Here is a 17482-nt window from a genome sequence, read left to right as displayed (position 1 = left end):
CGAGATCACCGAGAACGACGGGTTCTCGGTGGTCGCGGCGATGAGCACGACCCACCCGTTCTCGACGCCGGGAAGCAGCGCGTCCTGCTGCGCTTTGGTGAAGCGGTGGATCTCGTCGAGGAACAGGATGGTCGATTGCCCGTACAGGTCGCGCTGGTTGAGCGCATCCTGCATGACCTCGCGCACGTCCTTCACGCCCGCCGTGATCGCGGAGAGCTCGACGAACCGACGGCCGGACGAGCGCGCGATCGCCTGCGCGAGCGTCGTCTTGCCGGTGCCCGGCGGCCCCCACAGGATCACCGACGTCCCCGGCTTGGCCGCGGCATCCGGATTCGCCAGCGTCACCAGCGGCGACCCGGGCCGCAGCAGGTGCGACTGACCGGCCACCTCGTCGAGCGAGACCGGCCGCATGCGCACGGCGAGCGGGGTCTGGCCCTGGAAGAGAGCGGCGGGCGAAGTCACCCGACCAGGCTATCCGCGGCCGCCGACGCGGGCTCGACACCACTCGCACGACGCTCCGCAGGACGGTTTGGCCCGACCCCGGCGTCTTTGTAGGATCGACGCGGCCCGGAGCACCGGGGTGAGGGAGGTCCTGTGGCAACGGGCAAGGAACGCGAAGCTCGCGCCGCGCGCGAACGTGCACGGCTGTATCAGGCTCGTCAGGAGTTCCACGCAGGCCGCGCCCGCCGCCGCACACGCGACAACCTCATCGCGGGGATCGCCGGCGGCATCCTGATCCTCGCCGTGATCGGCGGTCAGATCGCGTACTTCACGGTCGGTCCGGGTGCGCCCGAGCCCGCGCCCAGTCCCACGCCTACGCAGACGCCGACTCCGGCGCCGTCGACCCCGACGCCGACTCCCACGGAGACGGGCACGCCGACGCCCGAGCCGACCGCAACGTCCTGAGTCGGCCACCCCGCCGTACTAGGCTGGGGCCGTCCATACTCCCCCAGGCGGCGCACAGCCGCGATGAGGTGCATCCCGTGACTTCCGCAGCCGAGTCCACTCCCGATACGCCCGACAACCTCGACGCCGAGGCGGTCTCCGAGCAGCCCACCACCCCCGACGAGCAGGCCCCCGAGGCGCGCGACGCCGCGGCCGCCCCCGAAGAGGCATCCGGAGCCCCGGCGCCGGAAGAGGCGGCGAGCGAGCCGGAGCCCGCGGCCGAGGACGCGGCCGATGCCGGCGAGACGGATGCCGCGACTGCTGCTGAAGAGACGGATGCCGCGACCGCGGCCGAGGATGCCCCCGCCTCCACGTCTCCCGCCGCCGAGTCGGCCGGCAGCGACGAGCCGTGGGGCCGCGTCGACGAGGACGGCACCGTGTTCGTGCGCGAGGGCGCCGAATGGCGCGAGGTGGGTCAGTTCCCCGACGGCACGCGCGAAGAGGCGCTCGCGTACTTCGAGCGCAAGTACAACGACCTCGCGAGCGAGGTCACGCTGCTCGAGGTGCGTCACCGTCGCGGCGGCGCCTCGGCGTCCGACCTGCGCGCGACCGCCCGCACCCTCCACGACAAGATCACGGATGCCGCGGCCGTCGGCGACCTCGCGTCGCTCCGCGCGCGCCTCGACGCCCTGACCGAGGAGCTCTCGGCGGCGTCGGCATCCGAGGCCGCCGCGGCCCGTCAGGCCGTCGAAGAGGCCGTGAAGGCCCGTACGGAGCTCGTCGAACGCGCCGAGGCACTCGCCGCGCGCGATCCGAAGACGATCCAGTGGAAGCAGACCTCCGCCGAGATCGCCGAGCTCTTCGAGCAGTGGCAGTCGCAGCAGCAGCACGGTCCGCGCCTGCCCAAGTCGACGAGCCAGCAGCTCTGGAAGCGATTCCGCGACGCGCGCGCCACCCTCGACAAGGCGCGCCGCGAGTTCTACGCGCAGCTCGACGAGGCCCACAAGGCGGTGCGGGAGCGCAAGTCGAAGCTCGTCGAGAAGGCCGAGGCGCTCGCCCCGAAGGGCGAGGACGGCATCGCCGCGTACCGCGAGCTCCTCGAGCAGTGGAAGACGGCGGGCCGCGCCGGCAAGAAGGCCGACGACGCTCTGTGGGCCCGGTTCAAGGCCGCCGGCGACGTGCTCTACGCGGCGCGCGGTGAGCGCGAGGCGGCCGAAGCCGAGGCGTCGCGCGAGAAGATCGAGGCCCGTCGCGCGCTGCTCGAAGAGGCGAAGGCGATCCAGGACGAGCGCGACCTCGCGAAGGCCCGGTCGATGCTCACGAGCATCCAGCGCCGTTGGGACGACCTCGGCCGCATCTTCCCGCGCGACGTCGAGCGGGGGCTCGACGACGACCTGCGCAAGATCGAGCAGGCGCTCCGGGCGCGTGAGGACGCCGACTGGAAGACCAACAACCCCGAGACGAAGGCGCGCGCGAACGACATGACGCGCCAGCTGACCGACGCGATCGAGAAGCTCGAGCAGGAGCTCGCGGCGGCCGAGAAGGCCGGCGACAAGGCAGCGGCCGAGAAGGCCAAGGAGGCCCTCGAGGCGCGGCGCACGTGGCTCAAGGCGCTCGGGGGCTGATCACCTCTCCCCCAGGCGTGCGTTCGGCGGCGGTTCTCCACAGCCGGACGGCAAGAGCTGATGCGGCATCCGCCGTTCCGGCAGACTCGCGCCGTGCCATCGCCGTTCTTGTACTTCGCCGACGACCGCCTGTCCACCGCCGAGCTGTCGGCGGCGTGCCTCGACGGTCACCTCGTGGGCCTCGGCGACGCGTACATCCCCGCTGACGCGGTGGAGACCGCGGCGCTGCGGGCGGGCTCGCTGCGCGAGATGCTCCGCGACACACTCGCCGCGACGCACGTGAGTGCCGCGTGGATCCACGGCGCGCGGCACGATCCTCCGGGGCGCCACACCGTGCAGCGGGCCGTACAGCGGCGTCTCCACCACGTCCACGGGCTGCGCCTCGTCTACCGCGACCTCGCCGTCGACCCCGCCGACCTGCTGTCGATCGGAGGTGTCCTCGTGACGACGCTCGTGCGAACGCTCGCAGACGTCGCACGCGTCGACGACCCCGAGCACCTCGATGCCGCGCGAGCGCTCGCGGCGGCGCATCCGGGTCTCGCCGACGACGCGATCCGCTGGATCGAGAGTCACGGGCGGCTCCCCAACAAGCGCAGCGCGCTCGTGCTGCTTCACGCGCTCTCGCGCGGCCAGAACGACGCCGGTCAGGAGGACGTGACGCGGTAGACGTCGTACACGGCGTCGATGCGACGGACCGCGTTGAGCACGCGGTCGAGGTGCACGATGTCGCCCATCTCGAACACGAAGCGGCTGAGCGCGAGACGGTCGTTCGTCGTCGAGACGGTCGCCGACAGGATGTTCACGTGATGCTCGCTCAGCACACGCGTGACGTCACTGAGGAGCCCCGAGCGGTCGAGCGCCTCGACCTGGATCTGCACGAGGAACACGCTCTTGGTCGTCGGCGCCCAGCTCACCTCGATGAGCCGATCCGGATCGGACTTGAGCGATTGAACGTTCGTGCAGTCCGAGCGGTGCACCGAGACCCCGCTGCCGCGCGTCACGAAGCCCACGATCTCGTCGCCCGGCACGGGCGTGCAGCACTTCGCGAGCTTCACGAGGATGTCGGGCGCGCCGCGCACGAGCACGCCGGAGTCGCCGCCGCGCGGGGCGCGCGTGCGCCCGATCGGCGGCAGATCGATCGGGCCCGTCGTCGTGTCGTTCGCGCTCACGAGCGCCGTGACCTTCTCGATCACCGACTGCGTCGACACGTGACCCTCGCCGACCGCGGCGTACAGCGCCGAGACGTCGTCGTAGCGCAGCTGCTGGGCGACCTCGGCGAACGAGTCCTGGCTCATGAGACGCTGCAGCGGGAGGTTCTGGCGGCGCATCGCGCGAGCGATCGCCTCCTTGCCCTGCTCGATCGCCTCTTCGCGGCGCTCCTTCGTGAACCACCCGCGGATCTTGTTGCGCGCGCGGGTGCTCTTGACGAACCCGAGCCAGTCCTGGCTCGGCCCGGCATCCGGGTTCTTCGACGTGAACACCTCGACGACGTCGCCGCTCTTGAGCTCGGACTCGAGCGGCACGAGGCGGCCGTTCACTTTCGCACCCATCGTGCGGTGGCCGATCTCGGTGTGCACGGCGTACGCGAAGTCGACTGGCGTCGCACCCGCGGGAAGGCCGATCACGCGGCCCTTCGGCGTGAAGACGTAGACCTCTTTCGCCCCGATCTCGAAGCGCAGCGAGTCGAGGAACTCCCCCGGGTCGGCCGTCTCGGCCTGCCAATCCGAGATGTGCGCCAGCCATGCCATGTCGGTGTCGAGCGCCTTCGGGTCGGCCTTGCCGCCGTTCATGCGCTCCTTGTACTTCCAGTGCGCGGCGACGCCGTACTCGGCCTGCTGGTGCATCTCGTTGGTGCGGATCTGGATCTCGACCGTTCGGCCGCCGGGTCCGATCACCGTCGTGTGCAGCGACTGGTACAAGTTGAACTTCGGAGTGGCGATGTAGTCCTTGAACCTGCCCGGAAGCGGCGTCCAGCGTGCGTGGATCGCGCCGAGCACCGCGTAGCAGTCGCGCACGCTGCCTACGAGCACGCGGATGCCGATGAGGTCGTAGATGTCGTCGAACTCGCGCCCGCGCACGACCATCTTCTGGTACACGGAGTACAGCTGCTTCGGTCGTCCCATGACGCGGCCTCGGATGCGCAGCTCGCGAAGGTCGGCGTCGACGGCCTCGATCACGCTCTGCACGTACTGCTCTCGCTGCGGCGTGCGCTGCTTCACGAGACTGTCGATCTCGGCGTACAGCTTCGGATGCAGCACCGCGAACGACAGGTCCTCGAGCTCGGACTTGATCGTCTGGATGCCGAGGCGGTGCGCGAGGGGTGCGTAGATCTCGAGGGTCTCGGTCGCCTTCTTCTGCGCCTTCTCGGGCGGCACGAAGCCCCACGTGCGTGCGTTGTGCAGGCGGTCGGCGAGCTTGATCACGAGCACGCGGATGTCTTTCGACATCGCGACGATCATCTTGCGGACGGTCTCGGCCTGTGCGCTCTCGCCGTACTTGACCTTGTCGAGCTTGGTGACGCCGTCGACGAGCATCGCGACCTCGTCGCCGAACTCCGCGGCGATCGCGTCGAGCGGATACCCCGTGTCTTCGACGGTGTCGTGCAGCAGGGCGGCCGCGATCGCCTTGGGCCCGAGTCCGAGGTCGGCCAGGATCTGCGCGACGGCGAGCGGATGCGTGATGTACGGCTCACCGCTCTGCCGGGTCTGCCCCGCGTGCGCCTTGTCGGCGACCGTGTACGCGCGCTCGATGATCGACAGGTCACCCTTGGGGTGGTGCGTGCGCACCGTGCGGATGAGCTGCTCGACGTCGTCGCGGCGAGCGGAGCGCGAGAAGATGCGCGGCACGAGGCGCCGCAGCGACGACGTCTGGGCGGCGGAGGGGACGGTCTCGGTCATGAATCCTCCCCTCCGCTGGACTTCACAATCCTACGCCGCAGCGGGAGGGCACTCGCCCACGTGTGGTCAGACCGAAACGCGCGCCTGCGAACGGGCGGCGAGGGTGCGCTCGTCGCGCGCCTTGATCGCCGGCTCGTTCTCGCGGAACAGCGAGTACAGGGGTGCCGCGACGAAGATCGTCGAGTACGCCGCCACGATCGTGCCCACGAAGATCGACAGCGAGATGTCGGTGAGCGTCTGCGCACCGAGCCACAGGGCGCCGATGAACAGGATCGCGCCGGTCGGGAGGATCGCCACGACGGTCGTGTTGATCGAACGCACGAGCGTCTGGTTGACGGCGAGGTTGACCGACTCGCCGAACGTGCGGCCGGACACTTCCCCGTCCTCGCTCGTGTTCTCACGTATCTTGTCGAAGACGACCGTCGTGTCGTACAGCGCGTACGACAGGATCGTGAGGAATCCGATCACGGCGGCGGGCGAGATCTCGAAGCCGAACAGCGCGTAGACGCCGATCGTGATGATCAGCACGTCCACGAGGCCGATGATCGCGGCGACGGACATCTTCCACGTGCGGAAGTACAGCGCAAGGATCAGGAAGGTCAGCGCGAGGAAGATCGCGAGGCCCCACAGCGACTGGCGCGTGACGTCGGCACCCCACGTCGGGCCGATGAACGACGACGTCACCTCGCTCTCGGGCACGCCGTACGCGTCGGCGAGGGCCGCCGTGACTTCGCGCGTCTCTTCGCTGGTCATCTGGTCGGTCTGCACGCGCACGGCGCTGTCGCCGACCGTGGTGACCTTATTCGTGGCATCCGGCACGACCGACTGCACGGCGTCGGTGGCGATCAGCTGGTCCGGGTTGGACAGACCCGAGACGGTGAACTGCGAGCCGCCCGTGAACTCGATCGAGAACTGGATCGGACGCACGAGGGGAACCAACGCCGAGCCGATCACCAGGATCGCGGCGATGATGAACCACAGACGCCGGCGGCCGACGAACGGGAAGGAGGTCTTGCCGGTGTAGAGGTCGTTGCCGAACTGGCTCATGGAGCGCATCAGTCGTCTCCTCCCTTCGTCGTGCCGGGAGTTCGCTTCGCGTCCTGCGCAGCGGCCGCCGCGAGCTCGGCCTGCTTGCGCTCGGCGATCGTCTGGCGTCGTGCCGCCTCACCGCGCGATCGCGCGGCGCGCCGATCGGCGCTCGTCTTGGCCGCGACCACGGGCGAGCGGAATTGCGCGCGGCCGCGGTACACCGCACCGAGCGCCTCGGGATCCATGCCCGAGAGCGGATGCCCCTCGCCGAAGAACCGCGTGCGGGCGAGCAGCTGCATGACCGGGTGCGTGAAGAGGATGAAGATCAGCACGTCGATCACGGTCGTCAGTCCGAGCGTGAACGCGAAGCCCTTCACCGTGGCGTCCGCCAGGATGTACAGCACGACGGCGGCGAGCACGTTGATCGACTTCGAGATGTAGATCGTGCGCTTCGCGCGCGACCAGCCGTCTTCGACGGCGCCCGTGATCGACTTGCCGTCGCGCAGCTCGTCCCGGATGCGCTCGAAGTAGACGATGAACGAGTCCGCTGTGAAGCCGATCGACACGATCAGACCCGCGACACCCGCGAGCGACAGGCGGAAGCCGATGCGCCACGCGAGGATGCAGATCGCGATGTACGTGATGACGCCCATCACGGCGAGCGACGCGATGATGACGAAGCCGAGCGCGCGATAGACGACGAGCGAGTAGACGGCGACGAGGGCAAGGCCGATGAGGCCTGCCACGAGGCCGATCTGGAGCTGCTGCGACCCGAGCGTGGCCGAGATCGTGTCGGAGCTGACGACCTCGAAGCTCAGGGGCAGCGCACCGTAGCGGAGCTGGTCGGCGAGGGTCTTGGCCGACTCCTGCGTGAAGTTGCCGGTGATGCTCGGATCGCCGCCCAGGATCACCTGGTTCATGGCGGGCGCCGTGAGCACGAGACCGTCGAGCACGAACGCGAACTGGTTCAGCGGCGGGGTGGCGCCGTACAGGCGCTGGCTGATGTCGCCGAAGATCCGCGTGCCCTCGTCGTCGAACCGCAGGTTGACGGCCCAACGGCCGTCGTTCTGCTGGATGCCGAAGGTCGCGTCGTCGATCGACGAGCCGTCGAGTTCGACGGGCCCGAGGATGTACTTGGCCGACCCGTCGGCTTCGCACGTGATGAGGGGCTGATCGGCCGGCGCGTTCGCCGGGTCGTTGTTCGGGTCGGCGCAGTCGTACGCGAGGAACTCCGCCTGGAGGTACGGCGTGATCCACGCGGTGTCGCTGCCGTCTGTCGGCTCGGGTGACGGCGTGCTCGGAAGCGTCGGGTCTGGCGAGGGGTACGGCGTCGACTCACCGTCGTCGCCCACGAACGTGTTGGTCGGAGCGGACGCGGTGAGCACCGCACGCAGCTGGAGCTGGGCGGATGCCTCGATGCGGTTGCGCGTCTCCTCGTCGGCCTCGCCGGGGATCTGCACGACGATCTGGTTGCCTGCCTGCGTGGCGATGTCGGCCTCGCCGACGCCCGACGCGTCGACGCGCTGGCGGATGATCGTGGCCGCCTGGTCCATCTGCTCGGTCGTCGGCGCGGCACCGTCGACCGACTGGGCCTGGAGCACGATCTGCGTTCCGCCCTGCAGGTCGAGCGCCAGCTCGGGCGTCCACGAGCTCGCCTTGAAGACGTACACGCCGAGCGCGTTGATGCCGAACAGGACGGCGATGACGATGAGCAGACCGGTCAGTGCGCGCCAGGCGTGCCGGACGGGGGTCGGTGTGGCCACGGGGGTGAGCTTTCTCGGGTGCCCGCGGAGGGGCTGCGGATCAGGCCTGCGGCTTCGTGCCGGTGTCGGAGTCGGACTCGTCGGCCGAGCCGTCCGAGGCGGCGCGCTTCTGGTCGTCGCTGATCGAGCTGATCTCGCCGTCGGCGACGCCCTCGGCGTACTCGGCGTGGCTCTCCTCGGCCGAGAGGTACTCGTCTTCGGTGACGACGCCCTCGGTCGGGCTCACGACGCGCAGGATCGCCTGGCTGTGCACCTTGATCTGCACGCCGGGGGCGAGCTCGACGATCGCGGGCTGGTCGAGGTTGTCGGCGTCGTACGAGACGATCGTTCCGTAGAGCCCGCCCTGCAGGAGCACCTCGGCGCCCGGCACGGTCTGGCGCGCCTTCGCCTCCTGCTCGGCCTTCTGCTTCTGCATCCGGCGGCGAGAGCTCCAGAACATGAAGATCAGGAGTACGACCAGAAGGATGATGAGGCCGTAGTCGGCGAAGAATCTCGCGAAGTCCATGGAGGTGTGGGCACCTTTCGAATCGGGCACACAACGGGGCAGCGGTGCCGTGCAAGGGGGTCTGGCGAAAGCCTTCAGCGATTATAGGTCATCGAGTCTCAGCGCCTGTGCGTGATCCGGATGCCTCATGCCCAGGTGCTCATACGCCGCCGGTGTCGCGATGCGCCCGCGCGGCGTGCGCCCCATGAACCCTATCCGCACGAGATACGGCTCGACGACAGACTCGATCGTCTCGGCTTCCTCGCCGACCGTGACCGCGAGCGTCGACAGGCCCACCGGCCCGCCGCGGAACCGGTGCACGATCGCGTCGAGCACCGCGCGGTCGAGACGATCGAGCCCGATCGAGTCGACGTCGTAGAGCTCGAGGGCGGCGCTGACCGCGGCGTCCGCCGCGCCCTTCTCTCGTCCGTGCACGATGAGGTAGTCCCGTACGCGGCGCAGCAGGCGGTTCGCGATGCGCGGCGTGCCGCGCGAGCGGCGTGCGATCTCGGCGAACGACTCGGGGGGCAGGTCGACGCCGAGCATCGCCGCCGAGCGCGAGATGACGCGCTCGAGGTCTTCGGGGTCGTAGTACTCGAGGTGGGCGGTGAAGCCGAAGCGGTCGCGCAGCGGGTTGGGCAGCAGGCCCGACCGCGTCGTCGCGCCGACGAGCGTGAACGGGGCGAGGTCGAGCGGGATGCTCGTCGCGCCCGCGCCCTTACCGACCATGATGTCGATGCGGAAGTCCTCCATCGCGAGGTACAGCATCTCTTCGGCGGTGCGCGCCATGCGGTGCACCTCGTCGATGAAGAGCACCTCCCCCGGCGTGAGGCTCGAGAGGAGGGCCGCAAGATCGCCCGCGTGCTGGATGGCCGGGCCGCTCGAGAGTCGCAGGGGCCGCCCGCTCTCGTGGGCGACGATCATCGCGAGCGTCGTCTTGCCGAGACCCGGAGGCCCCGCGAGGAGGATGTGGTCGGGCGGACGCTGCTGGATGCGGGCAGCGTCGAGCAGCAGCTGCAGCTGGCCGCGCACCTTGGGCTGCCCGACGAACTCCGCGAGCGAGGTCGGACGCAGCGCTCCCTCGATCGCGAGCTCGGTCTCGTCGACGGGCTCGGTCGCGTCGCGCAGTTCATCCACCGGCGGGCTCCTTCCGCGCCGGGCCCAGGACCGACAGGGTCATCCGCAGCAGCGCCTGCACCGACGCGCGATCCGCGTCGGGCGCCTCGGAGGCGACGGATGCCACGGCCTCGGCCGCGACCCGCTCCGACCAGCCGAGCCCGACGAGCGCTTGGGCGACCTGGGCGAAGACCGCGTCGGCGGGACCCGCCTGGGCGGGGGCTCCGACGGGCCGGGACGGGGTGATCTTGCCCGCGAGCTGCACCACGATGAGCTTCGCCGTCTTCGGGCCGATGCCCGAGACGCGGCGGAACGGAGCCTCGTCATCGGCCGCGACCGCCTCGGCGATCTGGTCGACCGACAGGGCCGACAGCACGCCGAGCGCCGACTTGGGACCGACGCCCGTGACCCCGAGCAGCTGCGTGAAGACCACGAGCTCCTCGCGCGTCTCGAACCCGAACAGCGACAGCGCGTCCTCTCGCACGACGAGGTTCGTGTGCAGCCGCAGCTCCTCGCCGATGCGCGCGGCGCGCGAGACCTGCGGCGGCACGGCCACCGCGTAGCCGACACCGCCGACTTCGACGACGACGTGGTCTGCGTCGGCATGGGCCACGCGACCGTGCAGCGAGGAGATCATGACTTCACCCTAGGAGGCGGTTCGGACGTATGTTCGAGCGACACGCGTGCGGCGCGTCATCGGCGCACACGCTCGGCCTGCCGCCACGCACGCTGTGCGGGAGTGAGCGTCCGGTGCGCTGGGGCCCCCGCGGTCGGTGCGGAACCTCGCCACGCGTGGCACAGCGCGAGAGCGAGCGCGTCCGCGGCATCCGCCGGCTTCGGCAGCTCGTCGAGGCGCAGCACGCGCGCGACCATCGTCTGCACCTGACGCTTGTCGGCCGATCCGTAGCCCGTGATCGCCGCCTTCACCTCGCTCGGCGTGTGCGTCGCCGCTGCCAGCCCCGCCTCGGCTGCCGCGAGCAGCGCGACGCCGCTCGCCTGGGCCGTTCCCATGACCGAGTGCCGGTTGCTCTGCGCGAAGACGCGCTCGACCGCCACGACGTGCGGCGAATGGTCGCGGATGACCGCGCGGATGCCCGCTGCGATCACGGCGAGCCGCGCCTCGATCGGGGCATCCGCATCGGATCGCACGACTCCGACGTGCACGAGCGTCGCCGACCGGTCGGGCATGACGTCGACGACGCCGAGCCCGCACCGGGTGAGGCCGGGGTCGACCCCGAGGACGCGAAGGGATGGCACTCCCCTACGCTATGCGCGCCCTTCGGCCACGGCGGCCAGGCGCGCCCGGCGCCGGTCAGTCGTCCTCTTCGAGCTCCGCCTGGACCTCGGGCGTCAGATCGAAGTTGCTGTAGACGTTCTGCACGTCGTCGCTGTCTTCGAGCGCGTCGATGAGGCGGAACACCTTGCGCGCCGTCTCGGCGTCGATCTCGACCTTGAGGTTCGGCACGAACTCGACGTCGGCGGACTCGTAGTCGATGCCGGCCTCCTGCAGCGCCGTGCGGACGGTGACGAGGTCGGATGCCTCGGTGATCACCTCGAAGCCCTGCGCGTGCGGCTCGACTTCTTCGGCGCCCGCCTCGAGGACGGCCTCCATGACGTCGTCTTCGGTCGTACCCTCGCCGGAGACGACGATGACGCCCTTGCGCGAGAAGTTGTACGCGACGCTGCCGGGGTCGGCGAGCGAGCCGCCGTTGCGCGTGAGGGCCGTGCGCACCTCGGCGGCGGCACGGTTCTTGTTGTCGGTGAGGCACTCGATCATGAGGGCGACACCGCTCGGCCCGTAGCCCTCGTACATGATGCTCTGGTACTCGACCGCGTCGCCCGAGATGCCCGCGCCACGCTTGATCGCGCGATCGATGTTGTCGTTGGGAACCGACGTCTTCTTCGCCTTCTGCACGGCGTCGTACAGGGTCGGGTTGCCTGCGAGGTCGGGACCGCCGAGCTTCGCGGCGACCTCGATGTTCTTGATGAGCTTGGCGAACGACTTGGCACGACGCGCGTCGATGACGGCCTTCTTGTGCTTCGTCGTCGCCCACTTGGAGTGGCCGGACATGCGATCGATTCTAGTTGACCCGGATGCCGCGCCCCCGCGCGGGGGTCAGTCGACGAGCTTGGCGAGCGTGCGGAGATTGCGGTTCGTCGTGGTCGACTTGTACCGCGCCTTCGCGAGCACCTTCGCGAAGGCTGTGTCGGTCGTCGTGCCCTTGACGGGGTTCCAGTACACGACCGACAGGTGCGGAGAGACCTTCTCGAAGGCCGTGGGGTCGGCCTTCTGATCGTCGACGGATGCCGCGGCATCCGCCAGCTCCTTCGCGACGTCGCCGTCGGAGCAGAAGATCACCCACGGCTGTCGCGACGAGTCCTCTTCGTCGAACGGGAACCGTTCGATCGCCTTCGCCAGCTCGTCCGCCGTGACGAGCACGATCCACGCGTCGTAGCCGAACCGCTCGCGCAGCGCCTTCTCGATCCGGCTCTTCAGCTTCGCGCGAGCGGATGCCCCGCCGCCCGTCTCGAAGCGCACGTTGCCGCTCGCGAGCACCGTCCGCACGCCCTCGAGCTCGAGGGAGCGGAAGAGGTCGGCGAGGTCCGCGCTGCGGATCGTGATGCCGCCGACGTTGACTCCGCGCAGGAGCGCGATCCACACGGTCACATCGAGAGGCTACAGGGCGAACTCGAACCCGAAGCGCGACGACAGCAGCGCCACGAGGTCGCGCGGCATCTTCGCGATGTACGCGGGCGCGGGCGCCAGCGTGTCGGGCGCGGGCGCCAGCGTGTCGGGCGCGCCGATGAACGGGAAGTAGACCGGGCCCTCGACCGCCGCCTCGAGGCGGTCGCGCAGCGCCACGATCTCACCGCCCACCCGGCGCAGCGACGCGAGCGAGATCGGAGACGCGAGCCGCAGGGTGTCGCTCACGGGCATGCGCCAGTGCGGCAGAAGTCGCCCACGACGCATCCGGCCCTCCTCGCCGAGCGGACCGAGGATGCGCCCCACGCTCCGATGCCGGGCACCGCGAGCGTGCGATCCCACACGAAGAGCGTGTCGCCCGGCTCGGTGCATGCGACGAGCTCGTGCGACCACTCGAAGCGACGGTCGTCGTCGGCCTTCGGGGCGATCAGCGCGTCGCCCACGACCCCGCGCGACGGGGCGATCATCCAGTAGCGTTCCTCGGGACTGTCGCGCCACCACGCGTTGATCGTCATGGCAGAAATCTAACCCGCGCGGACATCCGCTCCGTGCCGCCCGGCGTGGGCGCGCACGGCGTCGAGGAAGAGCCCGTGGAAGCGCAGATCACCCGTCACCTCGGGGTGGAAGGACGTGCCGAGCAGGTTGCCGGAGCGGACCGCCACGACCTGGCCGTCGTCGAGCCTCGCGAGCGGCTCGACGCCCTGTCCCACCTCTTCGACGAGCGGCGCGCGGATGAAGACCGCGTGCACGGGCGGCTCACCCAGGACGGGCACCTCGAGATCCGTCTCGAACGAGTCGACCTGACTGCCGAATGCGTTCCGCTTCACCGTCACGTCGAGGCCGCCGAACGTCTCCTGCCCCGCGATGCCGTCGGTGATCCGGTCGGCGAGCATGATGAGGCCGGCGCACGTGCCGTACACCGGCAGGCCCGAGCGGATCGCGTCCCGGATCGGATGCTGCATGCCGAACGCCCGCGACATCTTGTCGATCACGCTCGACTCGCCCCCGGGGATCACAAGGCCGTCGACGCGCTCGAGCTCGGCAGGCCGACGCACGAGGTCGACGTCGGCGCCGAGCGACGTCAGCGCCCGCACGTGCTCGCGCACGTCGCCCTGGAGGGCGAGGACCCCTACCCGGGGTCTCGGGTCACCAGCCACGCTCGGCGAGCCGGTGCGGCGCGGGCAGGTCCGCCACGTTGATGCCCACCATCGCCTCCCCGAGTCCGCGCGACACGTCGGCGATGACCGTCGGGTCGTCGTAGAACGTGGTCGCCTTCACGATCGCGGCGGCGCGCTCGGCGGGGTTGCCCGACTTGAAGATGCCCGATCCGACGAAGACGCCGTCCGCACCGAGCTGCATCATCATCGCGGCATCCGCGGGGGTCGCGACGCCGCCGGCGACGAAAAGGACGACCGGCAGCTTGCCGGTCTCGGCGACCTCGGCGACGAGCTCGTAGGGCGCCTGCAGCTCCTTCGCGGCGACGTACAGCTCGTCCTTCGTCATCGAGCGCAGATGGTTGATCTCGCTCGTGATCTTGCGGATGTGCTTGGTCGCCTCGGACACGTCGCCCGTGCCGGCCTCGCCCTTCGAGCGGATCATCGCGGCGCCCTCGTTGATGCGGCGCAGCGCCTCGCCGAGGTTGGTCGCACCGCACACGAACGGGACGGTGAAGGTCCACTTGTCGATGTGGTTGACGTAGTCGGCCGGCGAGAGCACCTCGGACTCGTCGATGTAGTCGACGCCGAGCTCCTGCAGCACCTGCGCCTCGACGAAGTGGCCGATGCGCGCCTTCGCCATGACGGGGATCGACACCGACGCGATGATCTCGTCGATGAGGTCGGGGTCGCTCATGCGCGCGACGCCGCCCTGGGCGCGGATGTCGGCCGGGACGCGCTCGAGCGCCATGACGGCGACGGCTCCCGCGTCTTCGGCGATCTTCGCCTGGTCGGCGGTGACGACGTCCATGATGACGCCGCCCTTCAGCATCTCTGCCAGACCGCGCTTGACGCGCGCGGTCCCCAGTTCGGCGGTGGTCACAGGAGATCCCTTCGTTCGGATGCTGCCGTTCGGCCCTGGACAAATCCCACATTGGCCTAGGCCAAACGATAGCATTGCCGGACGCGGCATCCGACGCGGCAAGGACGGACGGTGACTGTGACTCTCGACATCGACGGAAGCTCGGCCTCCGAGATCGCGCTGAGCCTGCGCGGCCTCATCGAGCGCGGATCGCTGCGCGCCGGAGACCCGCTTCCGCCCGTCCGCAGTCTCGCCGAGCAGCTGGGCGTGAACCGCAACACGGTCGTGGCGGCGTACCGGCAGCTCGCGCAGGGCGGCCTGCTGGTCACGCGCGGTCGCGGCGGGACGCACGTCGCCGAGCGCTCCCCCGTTCCGCAGGAGGGATTCGCGCCCGACAGCGTGTTGCGCGACGTCGGAACGGGCAATCCGGATCCCGATCTCATCCCCGACCCGACCCGCGCCCTCGCCCGGATGGCCGGCCGCCCCGTCCTCTACGGCGAGCCCGTCATCGACCCCGACCTCGAGTCGTGGGCGCGCGAGTGGATGGGCGACGTGCCGGCCGCGGACTCCATGCGCATCACAATCACCAGCGGCGCGGCGGACGCCGTCGAGCGGCTGCTCGCGCAGGCGCTGACCCGCGACGACGGCGTCGCCCTCGAAGACCCGTGCTTCCTCGCGAGCATCCACACCGTGCGGCTCGGCGGCTACCGGCCCGTGCCCGTACCCGTCGACGACGAGGGCATGACCGTGGACGGGCTGCGGGCGGCCCTCGCCGAGGGCGTGCGCGCGGTCGTGTGCACGCCGCGGGCGCAGAACCCCACCGGCGCGAGCCTGTCGGCGCGTCGCGCGGCCGAGCTGCGGGGGCTTCTGGCGGAGCATCCGTATGTGCTCGTGATCGAAGACGACCACTTCTCGATGCTGTCCCAGCGCCCGTACCACTCGCTCATCGGGCCCGAGCATCGCCGGTGGGCGCTCATCCGGTCGGTGTCGAAGTTCCTCGGACCGGACATGTGCGTCGCCGTCACCGCGTCCGACCCGCACACGGCGGACCGTCTGGCGATGCGGCTCACGCCGGGCACGACGTGGGTGAGCCACCTGCTGCAGCGGCTCGTCCACGCACTCGTCACCGACGCCGACGTGATCGAAGAGATCGAGCGGGCAGGCCGACACTACGCGCGGCGCAACGCCGCGTTCGCCGAGCGGCTCACCGCGCACGGCGTGCCGGCCGCACCGGGCGACGGCCTCAACCTGTGGGTGCGCGTGCCGGTGCCCGCGCGGCCGGTCGCCGAGCAGCTCATGCGGCGGGGCTGGCTCGCCCGCATCGGCGACGACTTCGTGCTCGACGCCGACGGAGAGCCGTCGATGCGACTGCGGCTCACCGTGCACGACCTCGACGACGCCGACGCGGAGCAGCTCGCCGCCGACGTCGCGGCGGCGGTGCGCGTCGCGGCGGAGCGGGTCTCTCCGTGAGATGCGAAGATCGACCGGTGAAGATCCTCTCGATCCAGTCCGCCGTCGCATACGGTCACGTGGGCAACTCCGCGGCGGTGTTCCCGCTGCAGCGCATCGGCGTCGAGGTGCTCCCGGTGTACACCGTGAACTTCTCCAACCACACGGGCTACGGCGCGTGGCGCGGGCCGCTCATCGATCCCGCCGACGTGCGCGAGGTGCTCGCCGGCGTCGAGGACCGCGGCGTGTTCCCCGAGATCGACGTCGTGCTGTCGGGCTACCAGGGCGGTGAGGGCATCGCGGACGTCATCCTCGACGCCGTCGCACGCGTGAAGGCGGCGAACCCGAACGCCGTGTACGCGTGCGATCCGGTGATGGGGAACGCGAAATCCGGATGCTTCGTGGCGCCCGCCATCCCCGATCTGCTGCGCGACCGCGTGGTGCCCGCCGCCGACATCGTCACGCCGAATCAGTTCGAGCTGGGCTACCTCACGCGCACCGAGCCCGACACGCTCGAGTCGACGCTCGCGTCTGTCGACCTCGTCCGCGAGACCGGGCCGCGCACGGTGCTCGTGACGAGCGTCGAGCGCCCCGACCGAGAGGAGGGCACGATCGAGATGCTCGCGGTCGACGACGCCGGGGCGTGGATCGTGCAGACGCCGCTCCTGCCGATGAAGGCGAACGGCTCCGGTGATGTGACGGCGGCACTCTTCACGGCGCACTACCGCGAGACGGGTGACGCCGGCGTGGCTCTTGCCCGTACGACCTCCAGCGTGTTCGACCTGCTCTCGCTCACGCACGAGTCCGGGGAGCGCGAGTTGCAGCTCGTCGAGGCGCAGGAGTTCTACGCCCACCCGCGTCTGCAGTTCGAGGTGCGTCAGGTCCGCTGACCCGCAGCCCGGAGGGCCGAGTCAGTCGGCGACGGGATGCTCCGGCCACGCGTCGGCGACCGCTTTGCGCACCTCGCCGAGCAGCTGCGGCAGCGCCTTCGTCTTCGCGATGATCGGGAAGAAGTTCGCGTCGGTCGCCCACCGCGGCACGATGTGCTGGTGCAGGTGCTCGTCGACGCCCGCACCGGCGACGCGCCCCTGGTTCATGCCGATGTTGAACCCGTCGCAGTTCGAGACCTTGCGCAGCACGCGCATGCCCTGCTGTGTCAGCAGACCGATCTCGGCGACCTCTTCATCCGTGGCTTCGTCATACGTCGCGATGTGGCGGTACGGACACACCAGCAGGTGGCCTGAGTTGTACGGGAAGAGGTTCAGCAGCGCGTAGGCGGTGCGTCCGCGCACGACGATGAGCCCCTCCTCGTCGGTCATCGTCGGCGCCGCGCAGAACGGGCACGTGTGCCGCAGCGGCTCGGGCCCCGCCGTGATGTACGCCATGCGGTGGGGTGTCCACAGCCGCTGGAATTCGTCCGGCACGCCCGGCAGGTGCGCCGCGTCGATGAGCTTCGCGTCGGGACCGTCGATCAGCTCGGCCGCAGGCCCTTCGACAGGCTCAGGGACCGCACC

20 protein-coding genes are annotated in these 17482 nt (G+C 70.1%); 5 read left to right on the top strand and 15 right to left on the bottom strand.

The features are described from left to right. Positions 1 to 411 (bottom strand): AAA family ATPase (locus VFF97_RS15630; RefSeq protein WP_325034426.1); only part of this gene is annotated, 411 nt, incomplete at its 3' end. Between the two features lie 183 nt (positions 412 to 594). Here VFF97_RS15630 and VFF97_RS15625 point away from each other — a divergent pair. The 3 genes from VFF97_RS15625 to VFF97_RS15615 all read left to right on the top strand — a co-directional run bounded on the left by VFF97_RS15625 (position 595) and on the right by VFF97_RS15615 (position 3176). Next, positions 595 to 906 carry a dioxygenase gene (locus VFF97_RS15625; protein ID WP_325034422.1) on the top strand — a complete coding sequence of 104 codons (312 nt, stop codon included), beginning with the start codon at positions 595 to 597 and terminating at the stop codon, positions 904 to 906. A 77-nt stretch (positions 907 to 983) separates the two neighbouring features. After that, positions 984 to 2510 carry a DUF349 domain-containing protein gene (locus VFF97_RS15620; protein WP_325034421.1) on the top strand — a complete coding sequence of 509 codons (1527 nt, stop codon included), beginning with the start codon at positions 984 to 986 and terminating at the stop codon, positions 2508 to 2510. A 93-nt stretch (positions 2511 to 2603) separates the two neighbouring features. Further along, entirely contained in the window at positions 2604 to 3176 is a 573-nt protein-coding gene (locus VFF97_RS15615) for a hypothetical protein (RefSeq protein ID WP_325034420.1), read from the top strand. On the opposite strand, the gene VFF97_RS15610 is transcribed toward VFF97_RS15615, so the two are convergent. From VFF97_RS15610 to pdxS, 13 genes are all read right to left on the bottom strand, one after another. Then, complete coding sequence (locus VFF97_RS15610; RefSeq protein WP_325034419.1) at positions 3155 to 5407, bottom strand: bifunctional (p)ppGpp synthetase/guanosine-3',5'-bis(diphosphate) 3'-pyrophosphohydrolase; 2253 nt, start codon at positions 5405 to 5407, stop codon at positions 3155 to 3157. The two genes, VFF97_RS15615 and VFF97_RS15610, sit on opposite strands and share 22 nt — an antisense overlap. 66 nt (positions 5408 to 5473) lie before the next feature. After that, complete coding sequence (gene secF / locus VFF97_RS15605) at positions 5474 to 6463, bottom strand: protein translocase subunit SecF (protein ID WP_325034418.1); 990 nt, start codon at positions 6461 to 6463, stop codon at positions 5474 to 5476. Further along, complete coding sequence (secD, locus tag VFF97_RS15600; RefSeq protein ID WP_325034417.1) at positions 6463 to 8199, bottom strand: protein translocase subunit SecD; 1737 nt, start codon at positions 8197 to 8199, stop codon at positions 6463 to 6465. The genes secF and secD overlap by 1 nt, the downstream gene beginning before the upstream one ends. Before the next feature lie 40 nt (positions 8200 to 8239). After that, on the bottom strand, positions 8240 to 8704 hold the full coding sequence (locus tag VFF97_RS15595) for a preprotein translocase subunit YajC (RefSeq protein WP_325034416.1): 465 nt from the start codon (positions 8702 to 8704) through the stop codon (positions 8240 to 8242). 81 nt (positions 8705 to 8785) lie between these two features. Further along, positions 8786 to 9820 carry a Holliday junction branch migration DNA helicase RuvB gene (gene ruvB / locus VFF97_RS15590; RefSeq protein WP_325034415.1) on the bottom strand — a complete coding sequence of 345 codons (1035 nt, stop codon included), beginning with the start codon at positions 9818 to 9820 and terminating at the stop codon, positions 8786 to 8788. Further along, on the bottom strand, positions 9813 to 10436 hold the full coding sequence (ruvA, locus tag VFF97_RS15585; protein ID WP_325034414.1) for a Holliday junction branch migration protein RuvA: 624 nt from the start codon (positions 10434 to 10436) through the stop codon (positions 9813 to 9815). Before ruvA ends, ruvB begins: the two co-directional genes overlap by 8 nt. 56 nt (positions 10437 to 10492) lie before the next feature. Then, on the bottom strand, positions 10493 to 10987 hold the full coding sequence (locus VFF97_RS15580; protein WP_325034425.1) for a crossover junction endodeoxyribonuclease RuvC: 495 nt from the start codon (positions 10985 to 10987) through the stop codon (positions 10493 to 10495). A 124-nt stretch (positions 10988 to 11111) separates the two neighbouring features. Then, a complete protein-coding gene (locus VFF97_RS15575) occupies positions 11112 to 11870 on the bottom strand; it encodes a YebC/PmpR family DNA-binding transcriptional regulator (RefSeq protein WP_325034413.1) in 759 nt (252 codons plus the stop codon). A gap of 45 nt (positions 11871 to 11915) precedes the next feature. After that, positions 11916 to 12467, bottom strand: a complete 552-nt coding sequence (locus tag VFF97_RS15570) for a DUF1697 domain-containing protein (RefSeq protein WP_325034412.1) — start codon at positions 12465 to 12467, stop codon at positions 11916 to 11918. Between the two features lie 9 nt (positions 12468 to 12476). Further along, on the bottom strand, positions 12477 to 12770 hold the full coding sequence (locus VFF97_RS15565; protein ID WP_325034411.1) for a hypothetical protein: 294 nt from the start codon (positions 12768 to 12770) through the stop codon (positions 12477 to 12479). Further along, positions 12728 to 13018, bottom strand: coding sequence for a hypothetical protein (locus VFF97_RS15560; protein WP_325034410.1), 291 nt, complete (start codon positions 13016 to 13018; stop codon positions 12728 to 12730). The genes VFF97_RS15565 and VFF97_RS15560 overlap by 43 nt, the downstream gene beginning before the upstream one ends. A 9-nt stretch (positions 13019 to 13027) precedes the next feature. Next, positions 13028 to 13660 (bottom strand): pyridoxal 5'-phosphate synthase glutaminase subunit PdxT, encoded by a 633-nt coding sequence (gene pdxT, locus VFF97_RS15555; RefSeq protein ID WP_325034409.1) that lies wholly within the window; start codon positions 13658 to 13660, stop codon positions 13028 to 13030. After that, entirely contained in the window at positions 13650 to 14540 is an 891-nt protein-coding gene (gene pdxS, locus VFF97_RS15550) for a pyridoxal 5'-phosphate synthase lyase subunit PdxS (protein ID WP_325034408.1), read from the bottom strand. The genes pdxT and pdxS overlap by 11 nt, the downstream gene beginning before the upstream one ends. Positions 14541 to 14657: 117 nt before the next feature. Between pdxS and VFF97_RS15545 the strand changes: the two genes are divergently transcribed. Both VFF97_RS15545 and pdxY read left to right on the top strand, forming a co-directional pair. Next, positions 14658 to 15989 (top strand): aminotransferase class I/II-fold pyridoxal phosphate-dependent enzyme, encoded by a 1332-nt coding sequence (locus VFF97_RS15545; RefSeq protein ID WP_325034424.1) that lies wholly within the window; start codon positions 14658 to 14660, stop codon positions 15987 to 15989. A 17-nt stretch (positions 15990 to 16006) separates the two neighbouring features. Next, positions 16007 to 16858, top strand: coding sequence for a pyridoxal kinase PdxY (gene pdxY, locus VFF97_RS15540; RefSeq protein WP_325034407.1), 852 nt, complete (start codon positions 16007 to 16009; stop codon positions 16856 to 16858). 21 nt (positions 16859 to 16879) lie between these two features. Here pdxY and VFF97_RS15535 read toward each other — a convergent pair whose 3' ends face one another. Then, a complete protein-coding gene (locus VFF97_RS15535) occupies positions 16880 to 17443 on the bottom strand; it encodes an HIT domain-containing protein (protein WP_325034423.1) in 564 nt (187 codons plus the stop codon). Positions 17444 to 17482 lie beyond the last annotated feature (39 nt).

This window comes from Microbacterium sp., assembly GCF_035687345.1.
GTDB lineage: Bacteria > Actinomycetota > Actinomycetes > Actinomycetales > Microbacteriaceae > Microbacterium.
This window is presented reverse-complemented; position numbering and strand designations above follow the sequence as displayed.